The sequence below is a fragment of the Chloroflexota bacterium genome (genome assembly GCA_040902225.1).
In the GTDB taxonomy this organism is placed as follows: domain Bacteria; phylum Chloroflexota; class Limnocylindria; order QHBO01; family QHBO01; genus CF-167.
Genome location: JBBDXT010000002.1, coordinates 91,667 through 112,089, shown reverse-complemented (window position 1 = coordinate 112,089; position 20,423 = coordinate 91,667). Strand labels below are relative to the sequence as shown.

Here is a 20,423-nt window from a genome sequence, read left to right as displayed (position 1 = left end):
TACGATAGCGCCATGAGGCCCCTGGCGACGCTCCGAGAAGTCACCTCCGTCACCGTCGTGACGCTGCTCGTCGGATGCGTGAGTCCCAGCCCCAGCCTCGTGCCGTTCCCCAGCGCCACCCCGTCGCCCCAGCCAACTCCGACGGCCACGCCCATCCCCCCTGTATCCTTCCCGCTCGCCGTCGTTACCGGCATCACGAATCTCAAGGCGACGATCACCCTCGACGAGCTCGGGACGCTCGCCAGCAGCGGCCAGCTCATGGTGCCCTGTGGTGCCACGTTCGATCAGCCGAACCTCACGGCGACCGCGCCCTGTATCGCGGCCGACCAGATCGCGGGTGAACTCCAAGCTGACCAGGAGCTCGTGGCACTCCTGCCGCCAGGCCTCGTCGAGCCGGCAACAAAGGTCCTCTCGATCGAGGGCGAGGGGCCGTTCGGGCTCTTCGGGCCTGACCTCTTCGGTGACCCGGAGGCCCGGGCGCTGCCCTATCCGGTCATGGCTTCCGCGCCGGCGGAGGGTCCTGGCGCACTCGACCCGGCCTGGACCGCATACGACGCCTCACAAACCTGGACCCTGACCGCCATTGGGAGCCTCTGCGCGGATCGTGTGGCCGCCTATCACGCCGTCACATTGGGCAAGGGCTGGGACTGGCCCTTCAATGGCGGGACCGCGACGCTTACGGGTGAGCCATTCATCAACCCCAACCCGCCGGCTGGCATCTCTGCTTACCCAATCGTCAAGGCGGTCGAAGCTGGCAACGACGGCGTCACCGCGAGCATCAGCAGGCGATCCGACGTCGCCCTCGCGGATCACAAATGCCCGGTCCTCACGAACGAGCAGTGGGCGCCGACCCAGACTGGCCCGCCGAGCTTGGCCGTGCCGGAGGCGGTCCTGACACGGTGGAAGGACTTCCTCGGCATTGACGCCGTGTATCTCGCGGCCGACCACCAGAGCGATCGGGGCGTCGCCGGCATCAGCACGACGCTCCAGCTCCTTGAGGAGTACGGGTTCCCGGGTACCGGCCTTGGCATGAACCTCGACGAGGCCCTCGAGCCGGCCTACGTCGAGGTTGCCGGGCTGAAGGTGGCGTTCGTGTCCTGGAACGAGGTCCTGGGCCCAACCCACGCCGGCCCAACCACGCCAGGCGTCGCGTGGCTGACGGAGGAGAACGTCAGCGCGGCCGTGGCCAAGGCCCGTGCCGCCAGTGCCGACCTCGTCATCTGCGACCCGCAGTGGTGGGGCGGTGACGAGTACCACTCGGACCTGTGGGAGACGCAGCTGGAGGCTGTGGGCTGGATGGACCAGGCCGGGTGCGACCAGATCATCGGCGGCGGCCTGCACGTGGCGGGCGGAATGTTCCTGCGCGAGCGTCCGAATGGCGTCAGCCTCATTCATGCCGGCCCCGGCAACTACATGTACGGCCAGCCCTGGTGGCAGGAGACACAGGAGGGCGTCATCCTCTACCTGACGTTCCGCGGCAAGACCCTCGCGAACGTCAGGCTCCACCCATACGTCATGGTCCTCTCCGCCCGCGCGAGCCTCACCGACCCGGAGGGCGACGGCCACTACGTCCTCGAGCGCAGCTGGAGCAGGGGGGAGGTCGATTACTAGCGCGCGGGAGCTCCGTCTCAGACGCGCACACCCCCGACCCGCGTAGAATCGCCGTCCCATGACTCGCGAAGGCGCCTCGGACCCAATCGGCTTCGGCTCCGGGATCTCCGACGACCACAAGGACGGGATCCGCTGGGTCGACTACTCGAACATCAGCTGGAACCCGGTCTTCTGCAAGCGCTGCGACATCTGCGTCGAGATCTGCCCCAAGAACACGCTCGTCCTGCGCAACGACGCCATCATCGAGGAGCAGGATTGCATCCTGTGCGGGCTCTGCGAGCGCTACTGCCCCGACCTCGCCATCGAGATGCTGCCTGAGGCGGTTGCCGCTCACGCGGCGCGCGGCGGCTCGACCGCGGACTCTTCCTAGGCCGATGCGGAAGCTGACCCAGGGCAACGAGGCCGTCTTCCGCGGAGCGCTCGCCGCGGGGGCGTCGTACTACGCCGGCTACCCGATCTCCCCGTCGACGGAGATCCTCAACGTCGCCTCCGGCTGGGCAGCCGAACATGCGGAGTTCCACTTCCTGCAGGCGGAGGATGAGATCGCCAGCGCCAACGCCATCATCGGCGCAAGCCTGGCCGGCGCGAAGGCGTTCACCGCCACCAGCGGGCCGGGCTTCAGCCTGATGCAGGAGGCGGTCGGCTACGCCCAGAAGGTCGGCGTGCCATGCGTCTTCGTCGACGTCCAGCGAGTCGGCCCCGCGACGGGGATGCCGACGATGCCCGGCCAGGGCGACATCATGCAGGTCCGCTACGGGAGCACCGGCGACTACACCCCGCTCGCCTTCTATCCCAATGGGGTCGAGGAGGCATTCCGCGTCACCGTGCAGGCCTTCAACGCCGCCGAGGAGTCGCTCTCGCCGGTCGTCATCCTGTCGGACACGTTCGTGGCGCACCTCAACGAGGTGGTCGACCTGGACGAGGTGGCGGCCAGCATCGAGATCGTGCCGCGCAGCCTCGTGCCGTTGGGGGAGCACGAGCCGGGCAAGCCGCGCTTCTTCGCGGGTGTGGTCATGTACGAGCAGGGGCCGAACGCCGGCGAGCCCGCCACCGCCGACGCCGATGAGTACCTGCGCCAGTACTACGACGCCAAGCATCGGCACACCGAGGTGGCTGAGCGATACGCGCTCTACGAGCACGGCTGGAATCGCGACGCCAAGGTACTCATCGTCTGCTACGGGATCGTCAGCCGGGTCGCATCGCCGCTCTCGACCGAGCACGCCCTCTTCCGCCCGATCCGGATCCACCCGATGCTGACCGATGAGCTGCGCGCCATCGCGGAGCGCTACGAGCAGATCGTGTGCATCGAGGCCAACGACGGCCAATACGCCGACATGGTCGAGCTGGCCTTGCGTCGCGAGGTGAAGCGCGTCCCGCTGCTGGGCGGGCGGATCAGCCTGGAGGCGGTGTGCGACGGGCTCGACCGCGTGCTCGGCGGCGGTCCCTCGGAGCCACCCATCCCGGCCGCTCCCATGGAGGCGGTCGAGCGCTCGCCGCTGGGGATCGGCTGATGCCGGAGGCACCCTTCGCCGAGCTCGACTTCAAGCGGCACCTGAAGGTCGACCTGTTCCCGACCATCTGGTGCCCAGGCTGCGGGATCGGCACCATCATGATCGAGCTAGCCATGGTCCTCGACGAGATGGGGATGGACGAGACGAACACGATCCTGGTCACCGGGATCGGCTGCACCGGCAGGATGGGCAGCTACATGAAGTTCGAGAGCGTCTACACGCTCCACGGCCGCACCCTGCCGGTGGCCGAGGCGATCAAGGCCGTTCGCCCCGAGATGCACGTCGTGGTGGTGGCGGGGGACGGCGACACAGCCAGCATCGGCGGCAATCACCTGATCCACGCCATTCGCCGCAATGCGCCGTTGACGGTGCTCTGCAACAACAACGAGATCTATGGCCTGACCGGGGGGCAGACCGGGCCGACCACCCCGACCGGCACCAAGACCCTCTCCTCCCCCGCCGGCAACCCGAATACGCCGATCAACCTGCAGGGCCTGGTCCGCTCCTCGCCGCAGGCGTTGTACGCCAAGACGACCGTCTACCACCAGCTCCACATGCGGAATGTCATCCGCGAGGCGATCGAGCACCCCGGCTTCAGCTTCGTGGACATCACCAGCCAGTGCATCGAGAACAACGGGCGACGCATCGGCTTTGCCAGCGCCAATGACATGCTCAACTTCTACCGCAAGACCTACAAGCGCGCGGCCAAGGACGCTGAGCACCTCAATCCATTCGAGATCGGGATCCTCTCCCCGCGGCCGGCCGATGCGGGCAGCACGAATGGGAACGGCGCGGGAACCACCAGCACGCCGGAGCGACCGGCAGCTCTGCCGCAACAGCCGGCGGGACCGATGGCGTCCGCCACCGAGTCGCCCGGTGCGACGGGGGCCACCGGGGCCGCGACGCCCGCGACGGACGACGAGAAGGCCCGGCGCAGGGCGGAATCCCAGGAGCGGGCGGCGGTCATGGCTCAGCTCTCGGCCGAGGTCAAGCTCGCCGTGGCGAAGAAGGAGCTGACCCTGACCGATGCGCTGACGCAGGCGGGGATCCCGATCCCCGAGTGGCTGCGGACCGGCGCCAGCGCCCCGTCCGGTGCTCCGGTGGCACCCGGCGAAGTGCAGATCAGCGCCACCGGCCAGGACCCGCACACGGAAGAGCAGCCAACTGAGCTCGATGCCCAGAAGGCGGAGGCGGCGGTCGAAGAGCGCAACCTGATCGGCGGGACGGTTGGTAGCGACACGCAGCCAGCCGCGCCGCACACTGCGCACGATGCCGCGCCTCCCTCCATGCCCGCCGATCCGAAGGAGTCCAAGCGGGCGGTGGCCCAGCGCAAGCTGGCGCTGATGCAGCGCCTCCCCTCTGACGTGAAGCTGCGGGTGGCCAAGGGGGAGATGACCCTTGCCGATGCGCTGCGCGCGGCCGGCATCGACCCCGACGCGATCACGTGACGACGCGGATCGCGCTTGACGGGGTCGGTGGCCAGGGGGTGCGACTGATTGCCGGCGTCCTCGGCGCGCTGCTGGCGCGGATGGGCAAACAGGTCACCGTCCTCTTCGATTACGACTCGAGCGTGCGCGGCAGCATGTCCGACGCATTCGTCATCTTCGACGACGAGCCGATCGCCAACCCCGTGGTCGAAGAGGCCGACATCCTGCTGAAGCTCGCCGATAGAGGGCATCTGCGCATCAGCGGGCGCAAGGTCGTGACCGATCTCGGCCTCGGCCGCCCGGGCGACGAGCAGATCCCCTTCGCGACCCTGGGCAGCGAGCATTTCGGCAGGGAGCTGTTCGGCAACATGATCGCGCTGGGCCGCCTGCTGCGACTGGCCGCAATCGAGTTCGACGAGCCCTCGATCCGCGAGTCGCTGCCACATCGCTTTGTCGAGGAGAACGTGGCCGCGATCCGCTTCGGGTACGAGCTGACGGCCGAGGAGATCGCACGGCTGGCCGCTGCGGCCCCGCCGAGCCGGTTCGAGATGAACGACGCGGCCACCGCGCCGCACCACCGTCGAACGGGGGTGGGAACCGGAGGCGCGATGGATATCGGCGGAGTGGGGGAGTCGGGCTAGCCCTCGTCGAGCGGGAAATCTGGGTCCAGCTCGCCGAGCACCGAGTCCAGGGCGGCGCCCTCGGCCGCGGTCAGCGCGCGCAGCGGCGCTCGCAGGTCCGGGTGGATGGGGACCCCTCGACGTCGGAGAACGTGTTTCACCGAGGCGATGAAGGGGTGCGTCTCCATGGCGGAGCGCAGGGTGCGCAGGCGTGACTCGGCGATCGTGTCGGGCGCGTCAAGCGCGTCACGAACGACCTCGGGGAACGCCGCGGCCAGGCCTGACACCGCGCCCAGCGCGCCACGAGCCATGGCGGCCGGGATGAGCGGCTCGGAGCCGATGTAGACCGGCAATCCGAGGTCGAGATACGGCTCGACCTTCAGGAAGGGGGACTCGCTGACCTTGAGGCCTGCCAGGTTCCTGGCACCGTCGCGGACGCGGGCCACCACCTCGAGCGGGACCGGATACCCGCTGCGAGCGGCGAAGGCATAGATGTAGAAGGGGAGCGGGGCGCAGGCCTCGGCGGCAGCCAGCAGATGCGCCGTCAGCGCATCGTCATCGAGCGGGAAGTACGGAGGCGGGATCACCGCGACCGCATCGGCCGCGATCTCGCCCGCGTGGGCGGCCAGCAAGACCGTCTCCGCGGTCGTCTGCGCTCCGCAGTGCACGATCAGTCGCCCACGAACCGCCGCGCGGAATACGCCCGCCGCCCGCCTGCGTTCCTCGGTGCTGAGCAGGATCCCCTCGCCGGTGGTGCCGCAGGCAAAGACCCCGTCGGCGCCGCGATCCTCCAGGAAGCGCACCATCGGCCAGATCGCGGCCTCGTCGAGCGCATCGCCACCGGGGCCCAGCGGCGTCGCGGCAGCGACGATGAGCGGCGGGCGTTCGGGCATGGCCGGAAGGGTAGCGGCTTTCGGCTTGTGGCCGCGCAGGAGGCGGGCTAGGCTGCCCGACACCATGGCACCCATCGCCCTCGACCATGCGACCATCCGCCGCGCTCCCAAGGTTCTGCTGCACGAGCACCTGGACGGGGGCCTTCGGCCGTCCACCCTGATCGAGCTGGCAGACGAACTCGGGTACACCGCGCTGCCGACACACGATGCCGTTGAGCTGGCCGGCTGGTTCAAGCCGGCCGCAGGCGAGGGAGGGCGGTCGCTGGTGCGCTACCTGGAGGCGTTCGACCATACCGTCGCCGTCATGCAGACCGCGGCCGCCATCGAACGCGTGGCGGCCGAGGAGGTCGAGGATCTCGCGGCCGACGGGGTCGTGTATGCCGAGGTTCGGTTCGCGCCGGAGCAGCACCTCCGTGAGGGCCTGTCGCTCGACGAGGTGGTGGAGGCGGCGGCCGCGGGCGTGCGGCGCGCGTCCACCGGGCGGCCGATCGTGGTGGGTCTGCTGCTGAGCGCGATGCGCCAGGCAGCGCGCTCGGTCGAGATTGCGGAGCTTGCGGTTCGTCATCGGGACCGCGGGGTCCTGGGCTTCGACGTGGCCGGGCCGGAGGCGGGCTACCCGCCCACCCGCTACCTCGACGCCTTTCAGCTGATCGCCCACGAGAACTTCCACTTCACCATCCATGCCGGGGAGGCCTTCGGGCTGCCATCGATCTGGGAGGCGCTCCAGTTCTGCGGCGCCGAGCGCCTGGGGCACGGGGTACGGATCGTCGACGACATCGCGACGCAACCCGACGGCCGGGTCGCCATCGGGCGCCTGGCCGCCTATGTCCGCGATCGGCGCATCCCGCTCGAGATGTGCCCGACCTCGAACGTCGATACCGGGGCCGTCGCCCGGCTCGAGGACCACCCGATCGACCTGCTCAAGCGCCTCCGCTTCCGCGTCACCCTGAACACGGACAATCGGCTGATGAGCCAGATCAGCCTGTCGGACGAGTTCGCCAGCATGGTCGCCACCTTCGGCTGGGACCTGGCCGACATGGAGTGGGTTACGCTCAACGCCATCAAGAGCGCCTTCCTGCCGTTCGACGGGCGGCTGAGAATCATCAACGAACAGGTGAAGCCCGGCTATGCCCGCCTGCGGGCCGAGGCGTCGTCAGCGGAGATCGGGGTGGCCTAGGTCAGCCGCCCGCTCGGTGTATCCTCACCGCGCCGAATGAGAAGCCCCGATCGAGGGAGTTCGACAGCATGACGTACGTGATCGCGGAGCCGTGCATCGGCGTCAAGGACGCCTCCTGCGTGGACGTCTGCCCGGTCGACTGCATCCATACCAGCGACGAGGCGCCGCTCTTCTACATCGATCCCGATGAGTGCATCGACTGCGGTGCGTGCGAGCCTGAATGCCCGGTGACCGCGATCTTCGCCGAGGACGCGGTGCCGGAGCAGTGGACCAACTTTACCCAGATCAACGCTGACTTCTTCAAGAAGTAGCGGATCGTGGTCCGCCTGATCGCCCTCTACAGCCAGCCTGAAGACTCGGCCGCATTCGACGTGCACTACCGCGAGGTGCACGCCCCGATCGTGCGCCGGTACCCCAACCTGGTCGGCATGCGACTGACCAGGGCCGATGGGATCGGCGGCCGCCCGGCCGCCTTCTACCTTATGGCTGAGATGAACTTCGCGTCGCGTGCGGATCTCGACGAGGCGCTCGCCTCCGATGCCGGGCGCGAGAGCGGTCGCGACCTGCGCAACTTCGCTGGAGCCGGGGTCACGCTCTTCGTGGCGGATGACGCGGATGCGACCGATGGCTGAGCCGAGCGCCCCGCTGGCGGTCGACCCGGAGTCGCTCGGCTTCGAGCGGGTCCGCTACGTCAAGGACGCGGGAACCGCCGTGGCGACGGTGACGATCGAGCGACCCCAGGTCCTCAACGCCTTCGACTTCCAGACGCTGCGCGAGCTGGGGCGCGCCTTCGAGGACGCGTCCTGGGACGACGGCATCGCGGTTGTGGTGGTGACCGGGGCGGGGGATCATGCCTTCTGCACCGGCGCGGACCTCGACGAGCAGGCGGCCATGGGCGCTACCAGCGGCCAGTACTGGCGCTGGATGGGCGCCTTCATCGAGATGCACGATCGCCTGCGCAACATCGGCAAGCCGACAATCGCGCGCATCAATGGGATCTGCGTCGGCGGCGGCAACGAGCTGCAGATGGCGTGCGACCTGTCCGTTCTGGTCGATGATGCCTACATCCGGCACGTCGGGCCGGAGCACGGCTCCGTTCCGGCCGGCGGAGCGACGCAGTGGCTGCCGATCCTGGTGGGCGACCGTCGCGCGCGCGAGATCCTGATGTTGTGTGAGCCGATCCATCCCATCCAGGCGCTCGACTGGGGCCTCGTCAACCGTGTCGTGCCGCGCGCCGACCTGGACGAGACGGTCGCCACGATGGCGGCGAATCTCCGCGCCAAGCTGCCGGAGGCGCTGCGCTACACGAAGACCCAGCTGAACTGGTGGCGCGACCTCGTCTGGTCGCAGACGGTGACGCACGCGCGGGACTGGCTGGCCATCCACTCGATGGCCGATGAGACACGGGAGGCGGTGGCCGCCTTCCACGAGAAGCGGGCCCCGCGATACGAGGAGGTGCGACGCCTCCAAGCCGGCGCCGGGCGCGCCTGCGCCTCCTGCGGAGAGACCGGCATCTCGGTCTACGCCGCGTACTGCCCGGGCTGCGGAGCGCAGCTTTCCGATGCGTTCGAGGCGATCCCGTGACTGACGAGCCGCTGATCCTGATCGAGCGCCACGAGGAGCGGCGCGTGGCACTGCTTCGCTTCAACCGCCCCAAGCAGCTGAACGCGCTGAACGGGGAGGTGATGGACGAGCTGTGCTCCACGCTCGAGGCACTCGATCGGGACGATACCATTCGCGTTCTCGTCGTGACCGGCAACGACCGGGCGTTCGCGGCGGGCGCCGATATCGGCGAGATGGCAGGCGCCAGCCCGATCGACATGCTGCGCACCAATCGCATCGCCCAGTGGGATCGCGTGCGTCGGATCGGCAAGCCGGTCATCGCCGCGGTCTCCGGCTGGTGCCTTGGCGGCGGCTGCGAGCTGGCGATGGCCCTGGACCTGATCGTGGCCGCCGAGAGCGCGCGCTTCGGCCAGCCGGAGATCAACCTGGGCGTCATCCCGGGAGCCGGCGGCACCCAGCGCCTGACACGGGCCGTCGGCAAGAGCGTCGCCATGGAGATGATACTCACCGGGGAGCCAATCGACGCGCGTGAGGCGCATCGGCTCGGACTGGTCGCCCGCGTCGTTCCGAACGAGCTGCTCGTGGAGGATGCGCTGGAGCTCGCGGCCAAGATCGCCACCAAGTCACCGCTGGCGCTGCGGCTGGCCAAGGAAGCGGTCAATGCGGCGTACGAGATGAGCCTGACCGATGCACTCGCGCACGAGCGCCGCCTCTTCTACCTGCTCTTCGCCTCCGATGACCAGAAGGAGGGGATGGCCGCCTTCCTCGAGAAGCGCGATCCCGACTTCACGGGCCGCTAGTCCTTCCGCTCGGGGAGCTGGACCCACCATTCGGCGAAGGAGCGGGCGCGTCCCTCCGGCGCTAGGCGAACCACCCAGATGTTGCTGTAGACCTCCTCCGGCTCATTGTCGTGGGCGGCGTACGTGGTCAGGCCGCGGACCACGCCGGTATCGCCATCCACAGCAACGATCTCGGACTCGAACTGCCAGGCATTCTTCGAATCGCCCAGCTCGATCCAGTTCGCGACGATCGCATCCCGGCCCTCCCATGGCTTGCCGAAGGGCCGTGGCGCGTAGGTCGCGTCCTCGGTGAAGAGGGCGGCGATGGCCTGCGGGTCATCGGTCTCCCAGGCACGGCGGTAGGCGGCCAGCGATCGTTCAACGTCGGTCCGATCCATTCGATCAACCTCATAGCGCGCCATTCTTCGGCAGTCTCCATTCTGAGGATAGAATCCGCGACATGCCGGACGCCAGCTACGACACGATCCTGGTCGAGGTGGCCGATGGCGTCGCGACCATCACGCTCAACCGCCCGGACTCCCTCAATGCGCTGAACGGCGCGATGCGGCGCGAGCTGTTGGCCGCCTTCAAGGCGGCGGGGCGCGATGAGGCGATCCGGGCGGTCGTTCTGACCGGCGCGGGCCGTGGATTCTGCAGCGGAGCCGACCTTCGGGGCGGCGCCGAGGAGCGCGCCTTCCGCCGCGTCCTGACCGATGAGTACAACCCGCTGATCGTGGCGATCCGCGAGCTGCCGAAGCCGGTGATCGCCGCGGTGAACGGCGTCGCCGCCGGGGCGGGCGTGTCGCTGGCGCTGGCTTGCGACCTCGTCTACGCGAGCGAGGACGCGCGGTTCATCCAGGCGTTCGTGCGGATCGGGCTGGTGCCCGATTCGGGCTCGACCCGAACCCTCGTCCGCGCACTGGGACGCCACCGGGCGGCGGCCCTGATCTTCAGCGGCGAGCCACTGGGAGCCGCCGAGGCCCACGCGGTCGGACTGGTCAACGACGTCATGCCGGCGGACCAGCTGGCCGTCAGCGTGAAGGCCGCAGCGGCGAAGCTGGCGGCGGCGCCGACGCGGGCAATCGGGCTGGTCAAGCGGGCCATCAACCACGCCGAGGATGCGATGCTGGCTGAGAGCCTGGCCATGGAGGCCTCGCTCCAGGAGCTGGCGGGCCGCACCGAGGACCACGCCGAAGGGGCGGCCGCGTTCGGCGAGAAGCGGGAGCCGCGCTTCGTTGGACGCTAAGCCCCCGGCCGTCGAGCGAATCGGAGTCCTGGGTGCCGGCACGATGGGGGCGGGCATCGCCCAGCTGGCCGCCGAAGCGGGGATCGCCGTTGTGATGCACGACCCGGTTGCGGGGGCCTACGAGCGCGCGCTCGAGCGCACGGCAGCCTTCCTGGCCCGCAAGGTCGAGAAGGGGCAGCTGAGCGAGGCGTTGCGCGCGGCGGCCTTGACGCGCATCGCGCCGGCCGCCACCCTCCAGGCACTGGCGGCCGCAGACCTCGTCATCGAGGCGATCCCCGAGGAGCTCGAGCTCAAGCGCGACGCCTTCCGTCGCCTGGACGCCGCTGCCGGTGCCGCCACCATCCTGGCGAGCAACACGAGCAGCCTGTCGATCAGCGCCATCGCGGCGGCCACCAGCCGCCCGGAGCGCGTGATCGGGATGCACTTCTTCAACCCGGTCCCGCTGATGGCGCTGGTCGAGGTGATCGCCGGGAAGCGAACCGCTCCGGAGGTCGCGGAGGCGACCATAAGGGCTGCGCGCCGGCTCGGCAAGACGCCGGTGCTCGCGGCCGACACCCCCGGTTTCATCGTCAACCGGGTGGCGCGCCCCTTCTACCTCGAAGCGATGCGGATCGCCGGCGAAGGATTGGCTCGGATCGAGGAGATCGATGCGTCGGCGCGCGGGATCGGCTTTCGGATGGGGCCGTTCGAGCTCGTCGACACCATCGGCGCCGACGTCAACCTGGCGGTGAGCGAGAGCGTGTACGAGGCGTTCGGACGCGATCCGCGGTATCGACCGCACGAATTGCAGCGCGCGCTGGTCGATGCGGGGCGCCTGGGCCGCAAGGCGGGAGGCGGCTTCTACGATTTCTCGCCCGATGGTGTACGCGGCGCAACCTGGTCCGGACTGGCGTCCGCGCCAACCGGGGAGCGCCTGACCGAGTCGCAGATCGCTGAACGGCTGCTGGCCACCATCGTCAACGAGGCGGCGTCTGCGGTGGGGGACGGCGTTGCGCCGCCGGAGTCGATCGACGCCGCGATGCGGCTGGGTGCCAACTACCCCTCCGGCCCGCTGGAGTGGGGCGAGCGGATCGGCCTGATCGAGGTCGTGCGCACCCTGGATTCCCTGCACGGCGTGGAGCCAGACGGACGCTATCGGGTCGTGCCGCTCCTGCGTTCCCTCGTCGAGGGCGGCGGATCCTTCTTCGCGCCGCGCGCGTGAGCGAGCCGCTGCATCGGTTCAAGGCGGTCGTCTTCGACATGGACGGCCTGCTGCTGGATACCGAGGTGCTCTGGCAGCGCGCCGAGGGTCGCCTCTTCGAGCGGCACGGCGCCGAATTCACGTTCGAGGACAAGCTGACGGTGATGGGCACCAGCGCGGCGTTCACCGGCGAGTTCTTCGCACGCCGCCTGGGGTACGGGAACGACCAGGCGGCGGCGCTCATTCGCGAGGTGAGCGAGCTGATGCACGAGGAGCTGCAGGCCCAGGTCGAGGCTCGCCCGGGCGCGATCGAGCTCGTCGAGCGGCTGCGTGGCCGCGTGCCACTGGGTCTCGCCTCGAACTCTCCTCGCTTCCTCGTCGACGTCGCCCTCCAGAGCGCAGCGTTCACCGAAGCATTCGACGCGGTGGTCAGCTCCGACGACGTTGCGCGGCACAAGCCCGCACCCGATCTCTATCTCCTCGTCTGCGAGCGGCTGGGCGTCGATCCGGCGGAGACGCTGGCCCTCGAGGACACCGCATCGGGGATCGCGGCCGCCAAGGCGGCCGGGCTGACCTGTATCGCCGTCCCACAGTTCGCCGAGACCGATGTCTCGGAGGCGGACCGCGTCATCGACTCGCTCGAGCGACTGCTGCCCGAGGCGTGACAACCGGCGGCGGGGTACCCTCTGCAGCATGTGTCGAAGCATCAAGACCCTCCGAACCCTTGACGAGCCTGCCCCCGATGAAGAGGTCCGCGCGGCCGCTCTGCAGTACGTGCGCAAGGTGAGTGGCTACCGCAAGCCGTCGCCGGCCAACGAGCACGCCTTCAATCACGCCGTCGAAGAGATCGCCATTGCCTCGAGCCGCCTGCTGGAGGCAGTGACCGCCACCCATCCGGCCCGCCGCGCAAGCTAACTGCCTCTCAGATCGGGCTTGGTCATTGGTTTCGGGTCCGGAGCCGGTTGGCGATCAAGGTCAGGATGATGGTGGCGGTCATCAGCAGCACCGCCATGGCGATCAGCACCGGTATCCGCCCCGCGAATCGCAGCTGCCCGTACAGGAAGACCGGGAAGGTGGGGTCCCCGCCGGCCAGGAAGTTGGCGAGCGCGACCTCGTCAAACGAGACGATGAATGCCGTCAGCCAGGCGGAGATCAGGGTTGGCCCCACCAGCGGCAGGATCACCCGCCGCAGAGTGGTCGGGTAGGACGCCCCCAGGTCCATGGCGGCATCTTCGAGCGCCGGATCGAGACCCACGATGCGCGACAGCAGGATCAGCGTCGCATACGGCAGCGCAATCACACTGTGCCCCAGGGCGACGGTCAGCAGCGAACGCGGCACCCCAAGAAGGTTGAAGAGCAGGAAGAGGGCAACGCCCAGCACGACGAATGGCACGACCAGCGGGGCGGCCGCCAGGGCGAGGAGGAGGCGCCGTCCGGCGAAGCGGAAGCGCAGCACAGCCAGGCTGACGGCAAAGCCGAGGGCGGTCGCTGCGGTCGCGGCCACGGTGGCCACCACCAGGCTGTTGCGGGCCGCTGCGAGCAAAGCGGGGTCATCGAAGACCTTGGCGTACCAGTCGAACGTGAGTCCCTTCAGCGGGAAGCTGAGCGAGGTGTTGGCGCTGAACGAGAAGACGGCGAGCAGCACGATCGGCAGGTAGAGGAAGGCGAGCAGGAGCGCGTACGTCGGCCCCAGCGGCAGGCGAGTCTTTCCCACACCGATCGCGCCGCTCCGGACGGGCCGCCTGACGGTTGTCATGCCACCGCCCTGCGCAGGTCGACGATGCGGAGGGCGATCGCCACGAGCGCCAGGGTCACCACCAGCATGATCACCGCCAGTGCCGACCCCAGGGGCCAGTTGCCGGCCCGCGTGAAGAAGTCCTGGATCAGGTTGCCGTACATGATCCCCTCGGTGCCGCCCACGAGGAACGGCGTCACGTATTCACCGATGGTCGGGATGAAGACCATGAAGAAGGTCGCCAGCACCCCCGGCAGGCTGAGGGGGACGGTCACCCGCCAGAACCGCGACCAGGGGCCGGAGCCGAGGTCGGCGGCAGCCTCCAGGTGGCTGCGATCCACCCGTTGCAGCGCGGCGTAGATCGGCAGCGCGGCGAACGGGATCCAGACGTAGACAAGCGTGATCACCACCGCCGCCTGCGAGTAGAGAAGCAGGCCGATCGGCTCATGGATGACACCGATCCAGACCAGGAACGAGTTGATGGCGCCGCTGCTGCCGAGGAGCAGCTTCCAGGCCAAAACCCGCATCAGGAAGCTCGTCGCGGCCGGCACGAGAAGGAGCACCAGGAAGATCGGCGCCCGATGGCGCGCCCGAAAAGCCAGGAAATAGGCGATCGGGAAGGCGAGCACGGTCGCCATCGCGGCGACGATCAGGGCCATGACGGCCGAAATGCCCAGCAGCCGCACCCACGACGGCGAGTCGACGACCTTCTCGTACTGGAGCGTCGAGAGCTGCAGAAGGCTGCCGAAGTCGATCGGGCCGCGTTCGCCCCGGAAGCTGATGAGTATTGCGAGCAGGAGGGGCGCGACGAAGAAAAGGATCAGCCAGGCGAACGGAGGGACGGCGAGGAACCGAAGGCTTCCTCGCCGTCCGAGCATCGGTCTAGACGCGCGCTGCTAGTCGGCCTTGACGTTCGCCCACATCTCGGTCCACGCCTCCCGCTGTGCGTCGGTGACGGGCGGCGTGAAGTTGGTGCTCTCCAGGATCGACGGGTCGTCGATGCCGAAGGCCTCGATCAGGACCGGGTCCTCGATCGCGTCCATGACCTCCTGGTTGGCGCAGCCGTAGTAGAAGAGGGTCACCGCGTTGCTGCAGGTCAGCGTCGCCAGCTTCATGTCCAGGAACTCGAGCGCCAGGTCGTAGTTGGCGGTGTCGGCGCTGATGCCGTACAGGCCCACCCACGAGTTGCGCCCCTCCTTGGGGGTCGCGTAGGCAACCGGCTGGCTCTCGTTGTAGAGGGTCTGCGCGTAGCAGCCCTGCCACGCGTAGGCCACCCAGATGTCGCCCCCTTCAACATCGGGGCAGAGGTCCGCGTACTCGTCGGCCCAGTACTTGAAGTTCAGGGCCTTCTGGTCCTTCCACTCCTGCTCTGCCTCCGCCAGCTGCTCGTCGGTGATCGCCTCCTCGTCCCAGCCATGGATATAGGAGGACACGGTCACCGCCGCGGGCCCGTCATCCCACATCGAGATGTGGCCGGCATAGGTTTCATCGAAGAGGATGTCCCAGCTCTCGACGCTGGCAACCTGATCGGTGTTGTAGAGGATCGAGGTGAAGCCCCAGTCCCACGGAACGAAGTACTGCTTGCCGTCGACCTTGCCCAGGTCCTGGAAGCTCTGCGGCACCTTGTCCCAGTTGGTCAGCTTGCTGGTGTCGATCTCCTTTGCCAGCCCCGCATCGACAAAGAGCTGCTGCCAGCCGGTGTAGAAGTGGAAGATGTCGGCCTGGCTGCCCTGCTCCATCTTGCCGAGGACGTCCGCATCCGAGCTGCCGGGCTCGAAGGTCACCGCAGCGTCGGGATTGGCCTCCTTGAAATCGGTCCAGAAGTCTTCCTCTTCGTACCCGCTCCACTCCAGGACGAGGAGCTTGTTGGGTGCGGCACAGGCGGCCAGGATCAGCATGCTGCCGACGAAGATCGCGAGAATTGTGCGGACAGGGGCGAATCGTGCGGGCACGGGCGGTCTCCTCAAGGGTTGGATTGCGCGATCCTACGCCGCGGCCATCGGCGCGGTCAACGCTTACACCCTAATGCTTGAACCGATATCCGAGGAGACTCGGCACGCGCGCCACCACCTGGGTGAGCAGTCCCGGTCGACGCCCGGCATCCAGCGCGTCGTCCTGTCGGATCAGCGCCTCGCGGATGGCGCGTGCCCCGACGAAGCGGAACGGCTCGGGAGGCAGGAATCGCTGGCGCCGGCCGAAGAGCGGGAGGAGGGCGATCGGGTCGCCACCGCCGGCGATGCGAGCGGCGAGGATGCGTCCCGCCAGGCGGGCGGGCCCCACCCCGTTGCCGGCGAAGCCATGCGCGTACAGCACGCGACCGCCATCGGTTGAGCCGATCTCGGGGAAGCGATCAGCGGTGATGTCGATCGGCCCGCCCCAGGCATCCTCCATCCGAACGTCTCCGAGCATCGGGAAAAGGTGGCGAAAGTTGGCGACCACCCGCGCGATCGCCTGGCGGTCGTGCGTGAAGATGGGACCGATGCGCCCGTCGAAGCCGGCCGCGCCGACGCCGGCACCAAATGCGATGCGACCGTCGCGCGTGGTTCGGAAGTAGCTGATCGTGAAGCGCGAATCGGCGATCGCCTCGCCACCGGTCCAGCCGAGTTCGGCAAGCCGGTCGGGGATCGGCTCGGTCACCACCATGTAGCTGCCCCACGCGAGGACCCGGGTCCAGAAGCCCGGCCAGCCGGCGGCCCAGGCGTTCACCGCGAGCACGACGCGATCCGCTCGCACAGTGCCGCGGGGTGTCTTCAGGTGCATGCCGCTCGCCCGCGGATCCATCCGCTCGACCGTGGTTCCCTCGTGGATCTGGACCCCGCGCTCCAGCAGGACGCGCCTCAAGCCCCGAGCCAGGAGCGCCGGCTGGACCGTCGCGGCGCTGGGCATGAAGACGCCCTCACCGAATGCCGGGGAAGCGCATATCTGCTGGACCGCCTCCCGGTCCATGTGCCGGAGCACACCCGGCGCCCCCAGTCGATCGAGATCTGCGATTGACTCGCCCCAGTCGTTGGCGACCTTCGGGAATGCATTGACGCGCAGGTATCCATCGGGCGCGAAGTGGGCATCGACCCCATGACGCTTGCACCAATCGCCGATGCCGGTCACGACCTCGTCCGCGGCCTCGGCGATGCGCAGGCCCTCGGCCGCCCCGTAGCGCTTGGCCAGGAATGGGAGGTACTCCCACCAGCCGTGTAGGAACCCTCCGTTGCGACCGCTCGGGCCGCCGCCGCAGATGTCCGCCTCGAGCAGGACGATCCGCATCTCGGGCGCAATCTCGCCCAGGAAATAGGCGGTCCACATCCCGGTGTAGCCGCCGCCGACGATCGCCACGTCCGCGCTCACCTCCCCGAAGAGCGAGGGAGCGAGCAGGCTCGGATGTTCCGCGGCCAGCGCCTCGCGCAGCCACCAGGCGCGGCGTTGGCCGGGGATCGGCAGCTCATGTGGCGCTAGGGCGGTCACGTCGCGCGATCCTAACCCGGTGCTAGCATCCACGCCTGATGCGCCAGCACGAACCAGCCCGCACCCCCGTGGTCGTCGACGGGCTGCGCACGCCGTTCGGCCGCTACGGCGGCGCCCTGCGCGAGGTCAGGCCGGACGACATGGCCGCGCACGTTATCCGTGCGCTCCTCGAGCGCACCGGCGTGGAACCCGCTGCCGTCGACGACGTGATCCTGGGGGCTGCCAACCAGGCCGGCGAGGACAATCGCAATGTCGGTCGAATGGCTGCACTGCTTGCCGGGATGCCGATCGAGGTGGCCGGCCAGACCGTCAACCGGCTGTGCGGATCGGGGATGCAGGCGGTCATCGGCGCCGCTCATGCCATTACCTCGGGCGACGGTGACCTGTTCGTGGCCGGGGGCGTGGAGTCGATGACCCGGGCCCCGTTCGTGATGGCCAAGGCATCCGCCGCCTTCCCGCGAGGCGAGCAGACCCTGTACGACACGACCCTGGGCTGGCGCTTCACCAACCCGCGCCTGGCGGATGCCTACTACCCCTATTCGATGGGCGAGACCGCCGAGAACGTTGTTGAGCGCTGTGGCGTCACCCGCGAGGACCAGGACCGATTCGCGTTCGAATCGCACCAGCGCTGGGCCGCGGCGCGCGCGGCAGGTCGCTTCGGCGACGAGGTGGTGCCGATCGAGGCGCCCGGTGCCAGAGGCGCCACCACGACGGTGGACCGTGACGAGCACCCCCGGCCGGACACCACTCTCGAGCAACTCGCTGCGCTGAAGCCTGCCTTCAAGCGTGATGCGTCTGGATCGGTAACCGCGGGCAACAGCAGCGGGATCAATGACGGCGCCGCCGCTCTCCTCGTCACCTCCGAGGCGCGCGCAGCCGAGCTGGGCCTGCGGCCGATGGCTCGGCTCCTCTCCAGTGCGGTGGCCGGTGTCGATCCCGCCACGATGGGCCTCGGACCGATCCCCGCCTCGCGAAAGGCGCTCGATCGGGCCGGCCTCTCCGTCGCGGACCTCGACCTGGTGGAGCTGAATGAGGCCTTCGCTGCGCAGGCGCTGCCAGTCATGCGCGAGCTGGAGCTCGACCCCGAGAAGGTCAACGTCAACGGCGGGGCGATCGCCATCGGCCATCCCCTCGGCGCTTCAGGCGCTCGCCTGGTGGCGACGCTCCTCCACGAGATGCGGCGACGCGGCGCGCGGCACGGGCTGGCCACCATGTGCATCGGCGTCGGGCAGGGGATCGCCTCCGTCTGGGAGGCGGTGGACTAGCGCGCTATGCGGCTCATCCCCGGGGCGAGGGATTCAACGATGTATCGGACGATCCGCGCCGCGTCGGTCCCGCGCGGATCGAGGTCCGGGTTATAGATGGTGACGTCCCAGCCGATCGCAACCCGGCTCTTGAGCGCCCGTCGAGTCAGAGAGGTCAGGGCCTCCCAGCCTATGCCGCCGGCCTGCGGGTAGTCGATGGCGCCGAGGCTCTCCGTCGAGAGCACGTCGAGATCGACGTGGAGCCACCACGCCCCCATTCGCCCCAGCCGGTCGACCGACGAGGCAGCAACCGCTATGGGATCCGCGGACGCCTCCTCTGCACGCACGATCTCGACAAGGTCGCCGATCGTCGGGACCCCGGCGGCGGCAAGCTCGCCCTGGTCGCGCGGACCCACGACGACCACGTCGTCCGGGTCGAGGCGTGGCAACGCAGCTCTGAGGTCCTGGGGCAGGCTGCTCAGCGTCAGACCAAGGGCGAACCCAAGCTCCATGTCGGCTGCCTCGCCTGTCGTCGACGCAGCCGGCGGCCAGGCATCCTCATGGCCGTCGATGAAGAAGAGCCCGGGCACCTGGCGCCTGTCTCCGCCATTGAGGCAGCCAAGGAGGACGGGGCAGTCCCCGCCGAGCACCAGAGGGAACCCGCCGGTTTGCAGCGCGGCCTCAACCTCCGCGCCGACGGCGCGGATCATCGTGGCGAGCGCCCCGGGCGCGATCACGCCTGAGATCGGCTCGCGCTCCCGGGAGGTTGCGCCGAAGTTCAGGTCGCCCCGGTCCGTGACCTCCAAACCCGCCGCGCGAAGCCTTTCCACCAGCCCTGCGCGCCGGAGTGCCGTGGGCGCCCGCGCGACGCCGTCCGTGGTCCCCGACGAGTTGAACGGGGCTCCGACGATTCGGATTACGCGCGGAGCCACGCTCCGTCAGCCGAGGCGGAGGTGCGGCAGGACCTCCTCCCCGAACGCGGCAATGAATTCGGCCTGGTTGCGCCCGACGTTGTGAAGGTGGATCTCGTCGAAGCCCATGTCCACGAACTTCTGGATGTGCGCCGCGTGCTCGTCGAGGTCGGCCGAGATCAGGACCCGATTCGTGAAGTGCTCGGGGCGGATCAGCTTGGCGAGGTTGGCGAAGTCCTCCGGGTGGCGGATGTCCTGCTTCGGAAAGGGCATGCCGCCGTTGGGCCACTCGCGCATTGCGTTCGCCTCAGCCACAGCGTGGGTCTTCGCCCACGAGACGTGGATCTGCAGCAACTTCGGCATTGAGTGCGGATCCCGGCCCGCCTGGAGCGCCCCCTCTCCGAACTTGGCCCACAACATCTGGATCTTCACATCTGCCGCTCCGACCGTGATCATCCCGTCGGCGTGGCGACCGGTGCGCTTGGCGTTCATCGGTCCGGCGGTGGCGACGTAGATCGGGACCGCCTGTTCCGGGCGGGTGTAGAGCTTGGCCGACTCCAGGGTGAAATAGGTGCCGGTGTGCCGCACCACGTCGCCCGTGAAGAGCTTGTTGATGATTTCGATCGCCTCGAACAGCATCGCGCTGCGAATGCCGATCTCTGGCCACTTGCCGCCGATGACGTGCTCATTGAGCGCCTCACCTGCACCCAGTCCGAGCCAGAAGCGGCCCGGATACATCGCGCCCATCGTGGCGGCGGCATGCGCGATGACCGCGGGGTGGTAGCGGAACCCCGGGGCTGTGACGGCGAGGCCGATCGGCAAGGTCGTGCGCTGCCCCAAGGCGCCCAAGAAAGTCCAGGCGAACGCAGCGTTTCCCTGTTGCGGCGTCCAGGGGTGGAAGTGCTCGCTGACCATGAATCCCGCGGAGAATCCGGCGGCCTCAGCCTGTGGGCACCATTCGAGCAGGTCGGTCGGATGGAACTGCTCGAGCATGGCCGCGTAGCCGATCTTCGTCACCGTCACAGCGTACCCGAGTCAATGGGACCCGAGACAGGAAGAGGCCGCCC

The 20,423-nt window shown here is 68.8% G+C and carries 23 protein-coding genes; 15 read left to right on the top strand and 8 right to left on the bottom strand.

The window, feature by feature from the left end; all coding sequences use genetic code 11:
* Positions 1-12: 12 nt before the first annotated feature.
* Genes WEB29_00590 through WEB29_00570 form a run of 5 tightly spaced genes read left to right on the top strand, consistent with a single transcriptional unit; the run spans position 13 to position 5,190 of the window.
* A complete protein-coding gene (locus WEB29_00590) occupies positions 13-1,611 on the top strand; it encodes a CapA family protein (GenBank protein MEX2135441.1) in 1,599 nt (532 codons plus the stop codon).
* A gap of 58 nt (positions 1,612-1,669) precedes the next feature.
* The gene (locus WEB29_00585) at positions 1,670-1,981 is read left to right on the top strand and encodes a 4Fe-4S binding protein (GenBank protein ID MEX2135440.1); all 312 of its coding nucleotides are present in this window, start codon (positions 1,670-1,672) and stop codon (positions 1,979-1,981) included.
* 4 nt (positions 1,982-1,985) lie between these two features.
* A complete protein-coding gene (locus WEB29_00580; protein MEX2135439.1) occupies positions 1,986-3,122 on the top strand; it encodes a 2-oxoacid:acceptor oxidoreductase subunit alpha in 1,137 nt (378 codons plus the stop codon).
* Positions 3,122-4,570 carry a thiamine pyrophosphate-dependent enzyme gene (locus WEB29_00575; GenBank protein ID MEX2135438.1) on the top strand — a complete coding sequence of 483 codons (1,449 nt, stop codon included), beginning with the start codon at positions 3,122-3,124 and terminating at the stop codon, positions 4,568-4,570. Before WEB29_00580 ends, WEB29_00575 begins: the two co-directional genes overlap by 1 nt.
* On the top strand, positions 4,567-5,190 hold the full coding sequence (locus WEB29_00570) for a 2-oxoacid:acceptor oxidoreductase family protein (GenBank protein MEX2135437.1): 624 nt from the start codon (positions 4,567-4,569) through the stop codon (positions 5,188-5,190). Before WEB29_00575 ends, WEB29_00570 begins: the two co-directional genes overlap by 4 nt.
* On the opposite strand, the gene WEB29_00565 is transcribed toward WEB29_00570, so the two are convergent.
* Positions 5,187-6,062, bottom strand: coding sequence for a dihydrodipicolinate synthase family protein (locus tag WEB29_00565; protein ID MEX2135436.1), 876 nt, complete (start codon positions 6,060-6,062; stop codon positions 5,187-5,189). The two genes, WEB29_00570 and WEB29_00565, sit on opposite strands and share 4 nt — an antisense overlap.
* A gap of 64 nt (positions 6,063-6,126) precedes the next feature.
* Between WEB29_00565 and WEB29_00560 the strand changes: the two genes are divergently transcribed.
* The 5 genes from WEB29_00560 to WEB29_00540 all read left to right on the top strand — a co-directional run bounded on the left by WEB29_00560 (position 6,127) and on the right by WEB29_00540 (position 9,602).
* Entirely contained in the window at positions 6,127-7,239 is a 1,113-nt protein-coding gene (locus WEB29_00560; GenBank protein ID MEX2135435.1) for an adenosine deaminase, read from the top strand.
* Between the two features lie 68 nt (positions 7,240-7,307).
* Positions 7,308-7,550: a ferredoxin family protein gene (locus tag WEB29_00555; GenBank protein ID MEX2135434.1), complete on the top strand. Its 243-nt coding sequence runs from the start codon at positions 7,308-7,310 to the stop codon at positions 7,548-7,550.
* Between the two features lie 6 nt (positions 7,551-7,556).
* Positions 7,557-7,871, top strand: a complete 315-nt coding sequence (locus WEB29_00550) for an EthD family reductase (GenBank protein MEX2135433.1) — start codon at positions 7,557-7,559, stop codon at positions 7,869-7,871.
* Positions 7,864-8,823 carry an enoyl-CoA hydratase/isomerase family protein gene (locus tag WEB29_00545; GenBank protein ID MEX2135432.1) on the top strand — a complete coding sequence of 320 codons (960 nt, stop codon included), beginning with the start codon at positions 7,864-7,866 and terminating at the stop codon, positions 8,821-8,823. Before WEB29_00550 ends, WEB29_00545 begins: the two co-directional genes overlap by 8 nt.
* Complete coding sequence (locus WEB29_00540; GenBank protein ID MEX2135431.1) at positions 8,820-9,602, top strand: enoyl-CoA hydratase-related protein; 783 nt, start codon at positions 8,820-8,822, stop codon at positions 9,600-9,602. The genes WEB29_00545 and WEB29_00540 overlap by 4 nt, the downstream gene beginning before the upstream one ends.
* On the opposite strand, the gene WEB29_00535 is transcribed toward WEB29_00540, so the two are convergent.
* Entirely contained in the window at positions 9,599-9,979 is a 381-nt protein-coding gene (locus WEB29_00535) for a nuclear transport factor 2 family protein (protein ID MEX2135430.1), read from the bottom strand. The two genes, WEB29_00540 and WEB29_00535, sit on opposite strands and share 4 nt — an antisense overlap.
* A gap of 62 nt (positions 9,980-10,041) precedes the next feature.
* On the opposite strand from WEB29_00535, the gene WEB29_00530 reads away from it, so the two are divergent.
* From WEB29_00530 to WEB29_00515, 4 genes are read left to right on the top strand one after another with little or no spacing between them, the layout of a single operon-like run.
* Entirely contained in the window at positions 10,042-10,827 is a 786-nt protein-coding gene (locus WEB29_00530) for an enoyl-CoA hydratase-related protein (GenBank protein ID MEX2135429.1), read from the top strand.
* On the top strand, positions 10,817-12,028 hold the full coding sequence (locus WEB29_00525; protein MEX2135428.1) for a 3-hydroxyacyl-CoA dehydrogenase NAD-binding domain-containing protein: 1,212 nt from the start codon (positions 10,817-10,819) through the stop codon (positions 12,026-12,028). Before WEB29_00530 ends, WEB29_00525 begins: the two co-directional genes overlap by 11 nt.
* Positions 12,025-12,672, top strand: coding sequence for an HAD family phosphatase (locus tag WEB29_00520; GenBank protein MEX2135427.1), 648 nt, complete (start codon positions 12,025-12,027; stop codon positions 12,670-12,672). The genes WEB29_00525 and WEB29_00520 overlap by 4 nt, the downstream gene beginning before the upstream one ends.
* A gap of 28 nt (positions 12,673-12,700) precedes the next feature.
* On the top strand, positions 12,701-12,922 hold the full coding sequence (locus WEB29_00515) for a DUF2277 domain-containing protein (protein MEX2135426.1): 222 nt from the start codon (positions 12,701-12,703) through the stop codon (positions 12,920-12,922).
* Between the two features lie 22 nt (positions 12,923-12,944).
* Here WEB29_00515 and WEB29_00510 read toward each other — a convergent pair whose 3' ends face one another.
* From WEB29_00510 to WEB29_00495, 4 genes are all read right to left on the bottom strand, one after another.
* Complete coding sequence (locus WEB29_00510) at positions 12,945-13,763, bottom strand: ABC transporter permease (GenBank protein MEX2135425.1); 819 nt, start codon at positions 13,761-13,763, stop codon at positions 12,945-12,947.
* Positions 13,760-14,620, bottom strand: a complete 861-nt coding sequence (locus WEB29_00505; protein MEX2135424.1) for an ABC transporter permease — start codon at positions 14,618-14,620, stop codon at positions 13,760-13,762. Before WEB29_00505 ends, WEB29_00510 begins: the two co-directional genes overlap by 4 nt.
* Positions 14,621-14,638: 18 nt before the next feature.
* Positions 14,639-15,694 carry an ABC transporter substrate-binding protein gene (locus WEB29_00500; protein MEX2135423.1) on the bottom strand — a complete coding sequence of 352 codons (1,056 nt, stop codon included), beginning with the start codon at positions 15,692-15,694 and terminating at the stop codon, positions 14,639-14,641.
* 70 nt (positions 15,695-15,764) lie between these two features.
* Positions 15,765-17,201, bottom strand: a complete 1,437-nt coding sequence (locus WEB29_00495; protein MEX2135422.1) for an FAD-binding oxidoreductase — start codon at positions 17,199-17,201, stop codon at positions 15,765-15,767.
* A 38-nt stretch (positions 17,202-17,239) separates the two neighbouring features.
* Between WEB29_00495 and WEB29_00490 the strand changes: the two genes are divergently transcribed.
* Entirely contained in the window at positions 17,240-18,466 is a 1,227-nt protein-coding gene (locus WEB29_00490) for a thiolase family protein (protein MEX2135421.1), read from the top strand.
* Here the strand turns inward: WEB29_00490 and WEB29_00485 are convergent.
* Together WEB29_00485 and WEB29_00480 are read right to left on the bottom strand one after the other, a co-directional pair.
* Positions 18,463-19,377 carry an arginase family protein gene (locus WEB29_00485; protein ID MEX2135420.1) on the bottom strand — a complete coding sequence of 305 codons (915 nt, stop codon included), beginning with the start codon at positions 19,375-19,377 and terminating at the stop codon, positions 18,463-18,465. The two genes, WEB29_00490 and WEB29_00485, sit on opposite strands and share 4 nt — an antisense overlap.
* Positions 19,378-19,383: 6 nt before the next feature.
* Positions 19,384-20,373 (bottom strand): TIGR03557 family F420-dependent LLM class oxidoreductase, encoded by a 990-nt coding sequence (locus WEB29_00480; GenBank protein MEX2135419.1) that lies wholly within the window; start codon positions 20,371-20,373, stop codon positions 19,384-19,386.
* Positions 20,374-20,423 lie beyond the last annotated feature (50 nt).

Coding starts and splice junctions, on each gene's coding strand:
- WEB29_00590 (MEX2135441.1), top strand. CDS start 13: ATGAGGCCCCTGGCGACGCTCCGAGAAGTCACCTCCGTCACCGTCGTG.
- WEB29_00585 (MEX2135440.1), top strand. CDS start 1,670: ATGACTCGCGAAGGCGCCTCGGACCCAATCGGCTTCGGCTCCGGGATC.
- WEB29_00580 (MEX2135439.1), top strand. CDS start 1,986: ATGCGGAAGCTGACCCAGGGCAACGAGGCCGTCTTCCGCGGAGCGCTC.
- WEB29_00575 (MEX2135438.1), top strand. CDS start 3,122: ATGCCGGAGGCACCCTTCGCCGAGCTCGACTTCAAGCGGCACCTGAAG.
- WEB29_00565 (MEX2135436.1), bottom strand. CDS start 6,062: ATGCCCGAACGCCCGCCGCTCATCGTCGCTGCCGCGACGCCGCTGGGC.
- WEB29_00560 (MEX2135435.1), top strand. CDS start 6,127: ATGGCACCCATCGCCCTCGACCATGCGACCATCCGCCGCGCTCCCAAG.
- WEB29_00555 (MEX2135434.1), top strand. CDS start 7,308: ATGACGTACGTGATCGCGGAGCCGTGCATCGGCGTCAAGGACGCCTCC.
- WEB29_00545 (MEX2135432.1), top strand. CDS start 7,864: ATGGCTGAGCCGAGCGCCCCGCTGGCGGTCGACCCGGAGTCGCTCGGC.
- WEB29_00535 (MEX2135430.1), bottom strand. CDS start 9,979: ATGGATCGGACCGACGTTGAACGATCGCTGGCCGCCTACCGCCGTGCC.
- WEB29_00530 (MEX2135429.1), top strand. CDS start 10,042: ATGCCGGACGCCAGCTACGACACGATCCTGGTCGAGGTGGCCGATGGC.
- WEB29_00515 (MEX2135426.1), top strand. CDS start 12,701: ATGTGTCGAAGCATCAAGACCCTCCGAACCCTTGACGAGCCTGCCCCC.
- WEB29_00510 (MEX2135425.1), bottom strand. CDS start 13,763: ATGACAACCGTCAGGCGGCCCGTCCGGAGCGGCGCGATCGGTGTGGGA.
- WEB29_00505 (MEX2135424.1), bottom strand. CDS start 14,620: ATGCTCGGACGGCGAGGAAGCCTTCGGTTCCTCGCCGTCCCTCCGTTC.
- WEB29_00490 (MEX2135421.1), top strand. CDS start 17,240: ATGCGCCAGCACGAACCAGCCCGCACCCCCGTGGTCGTCGACGGGCTG.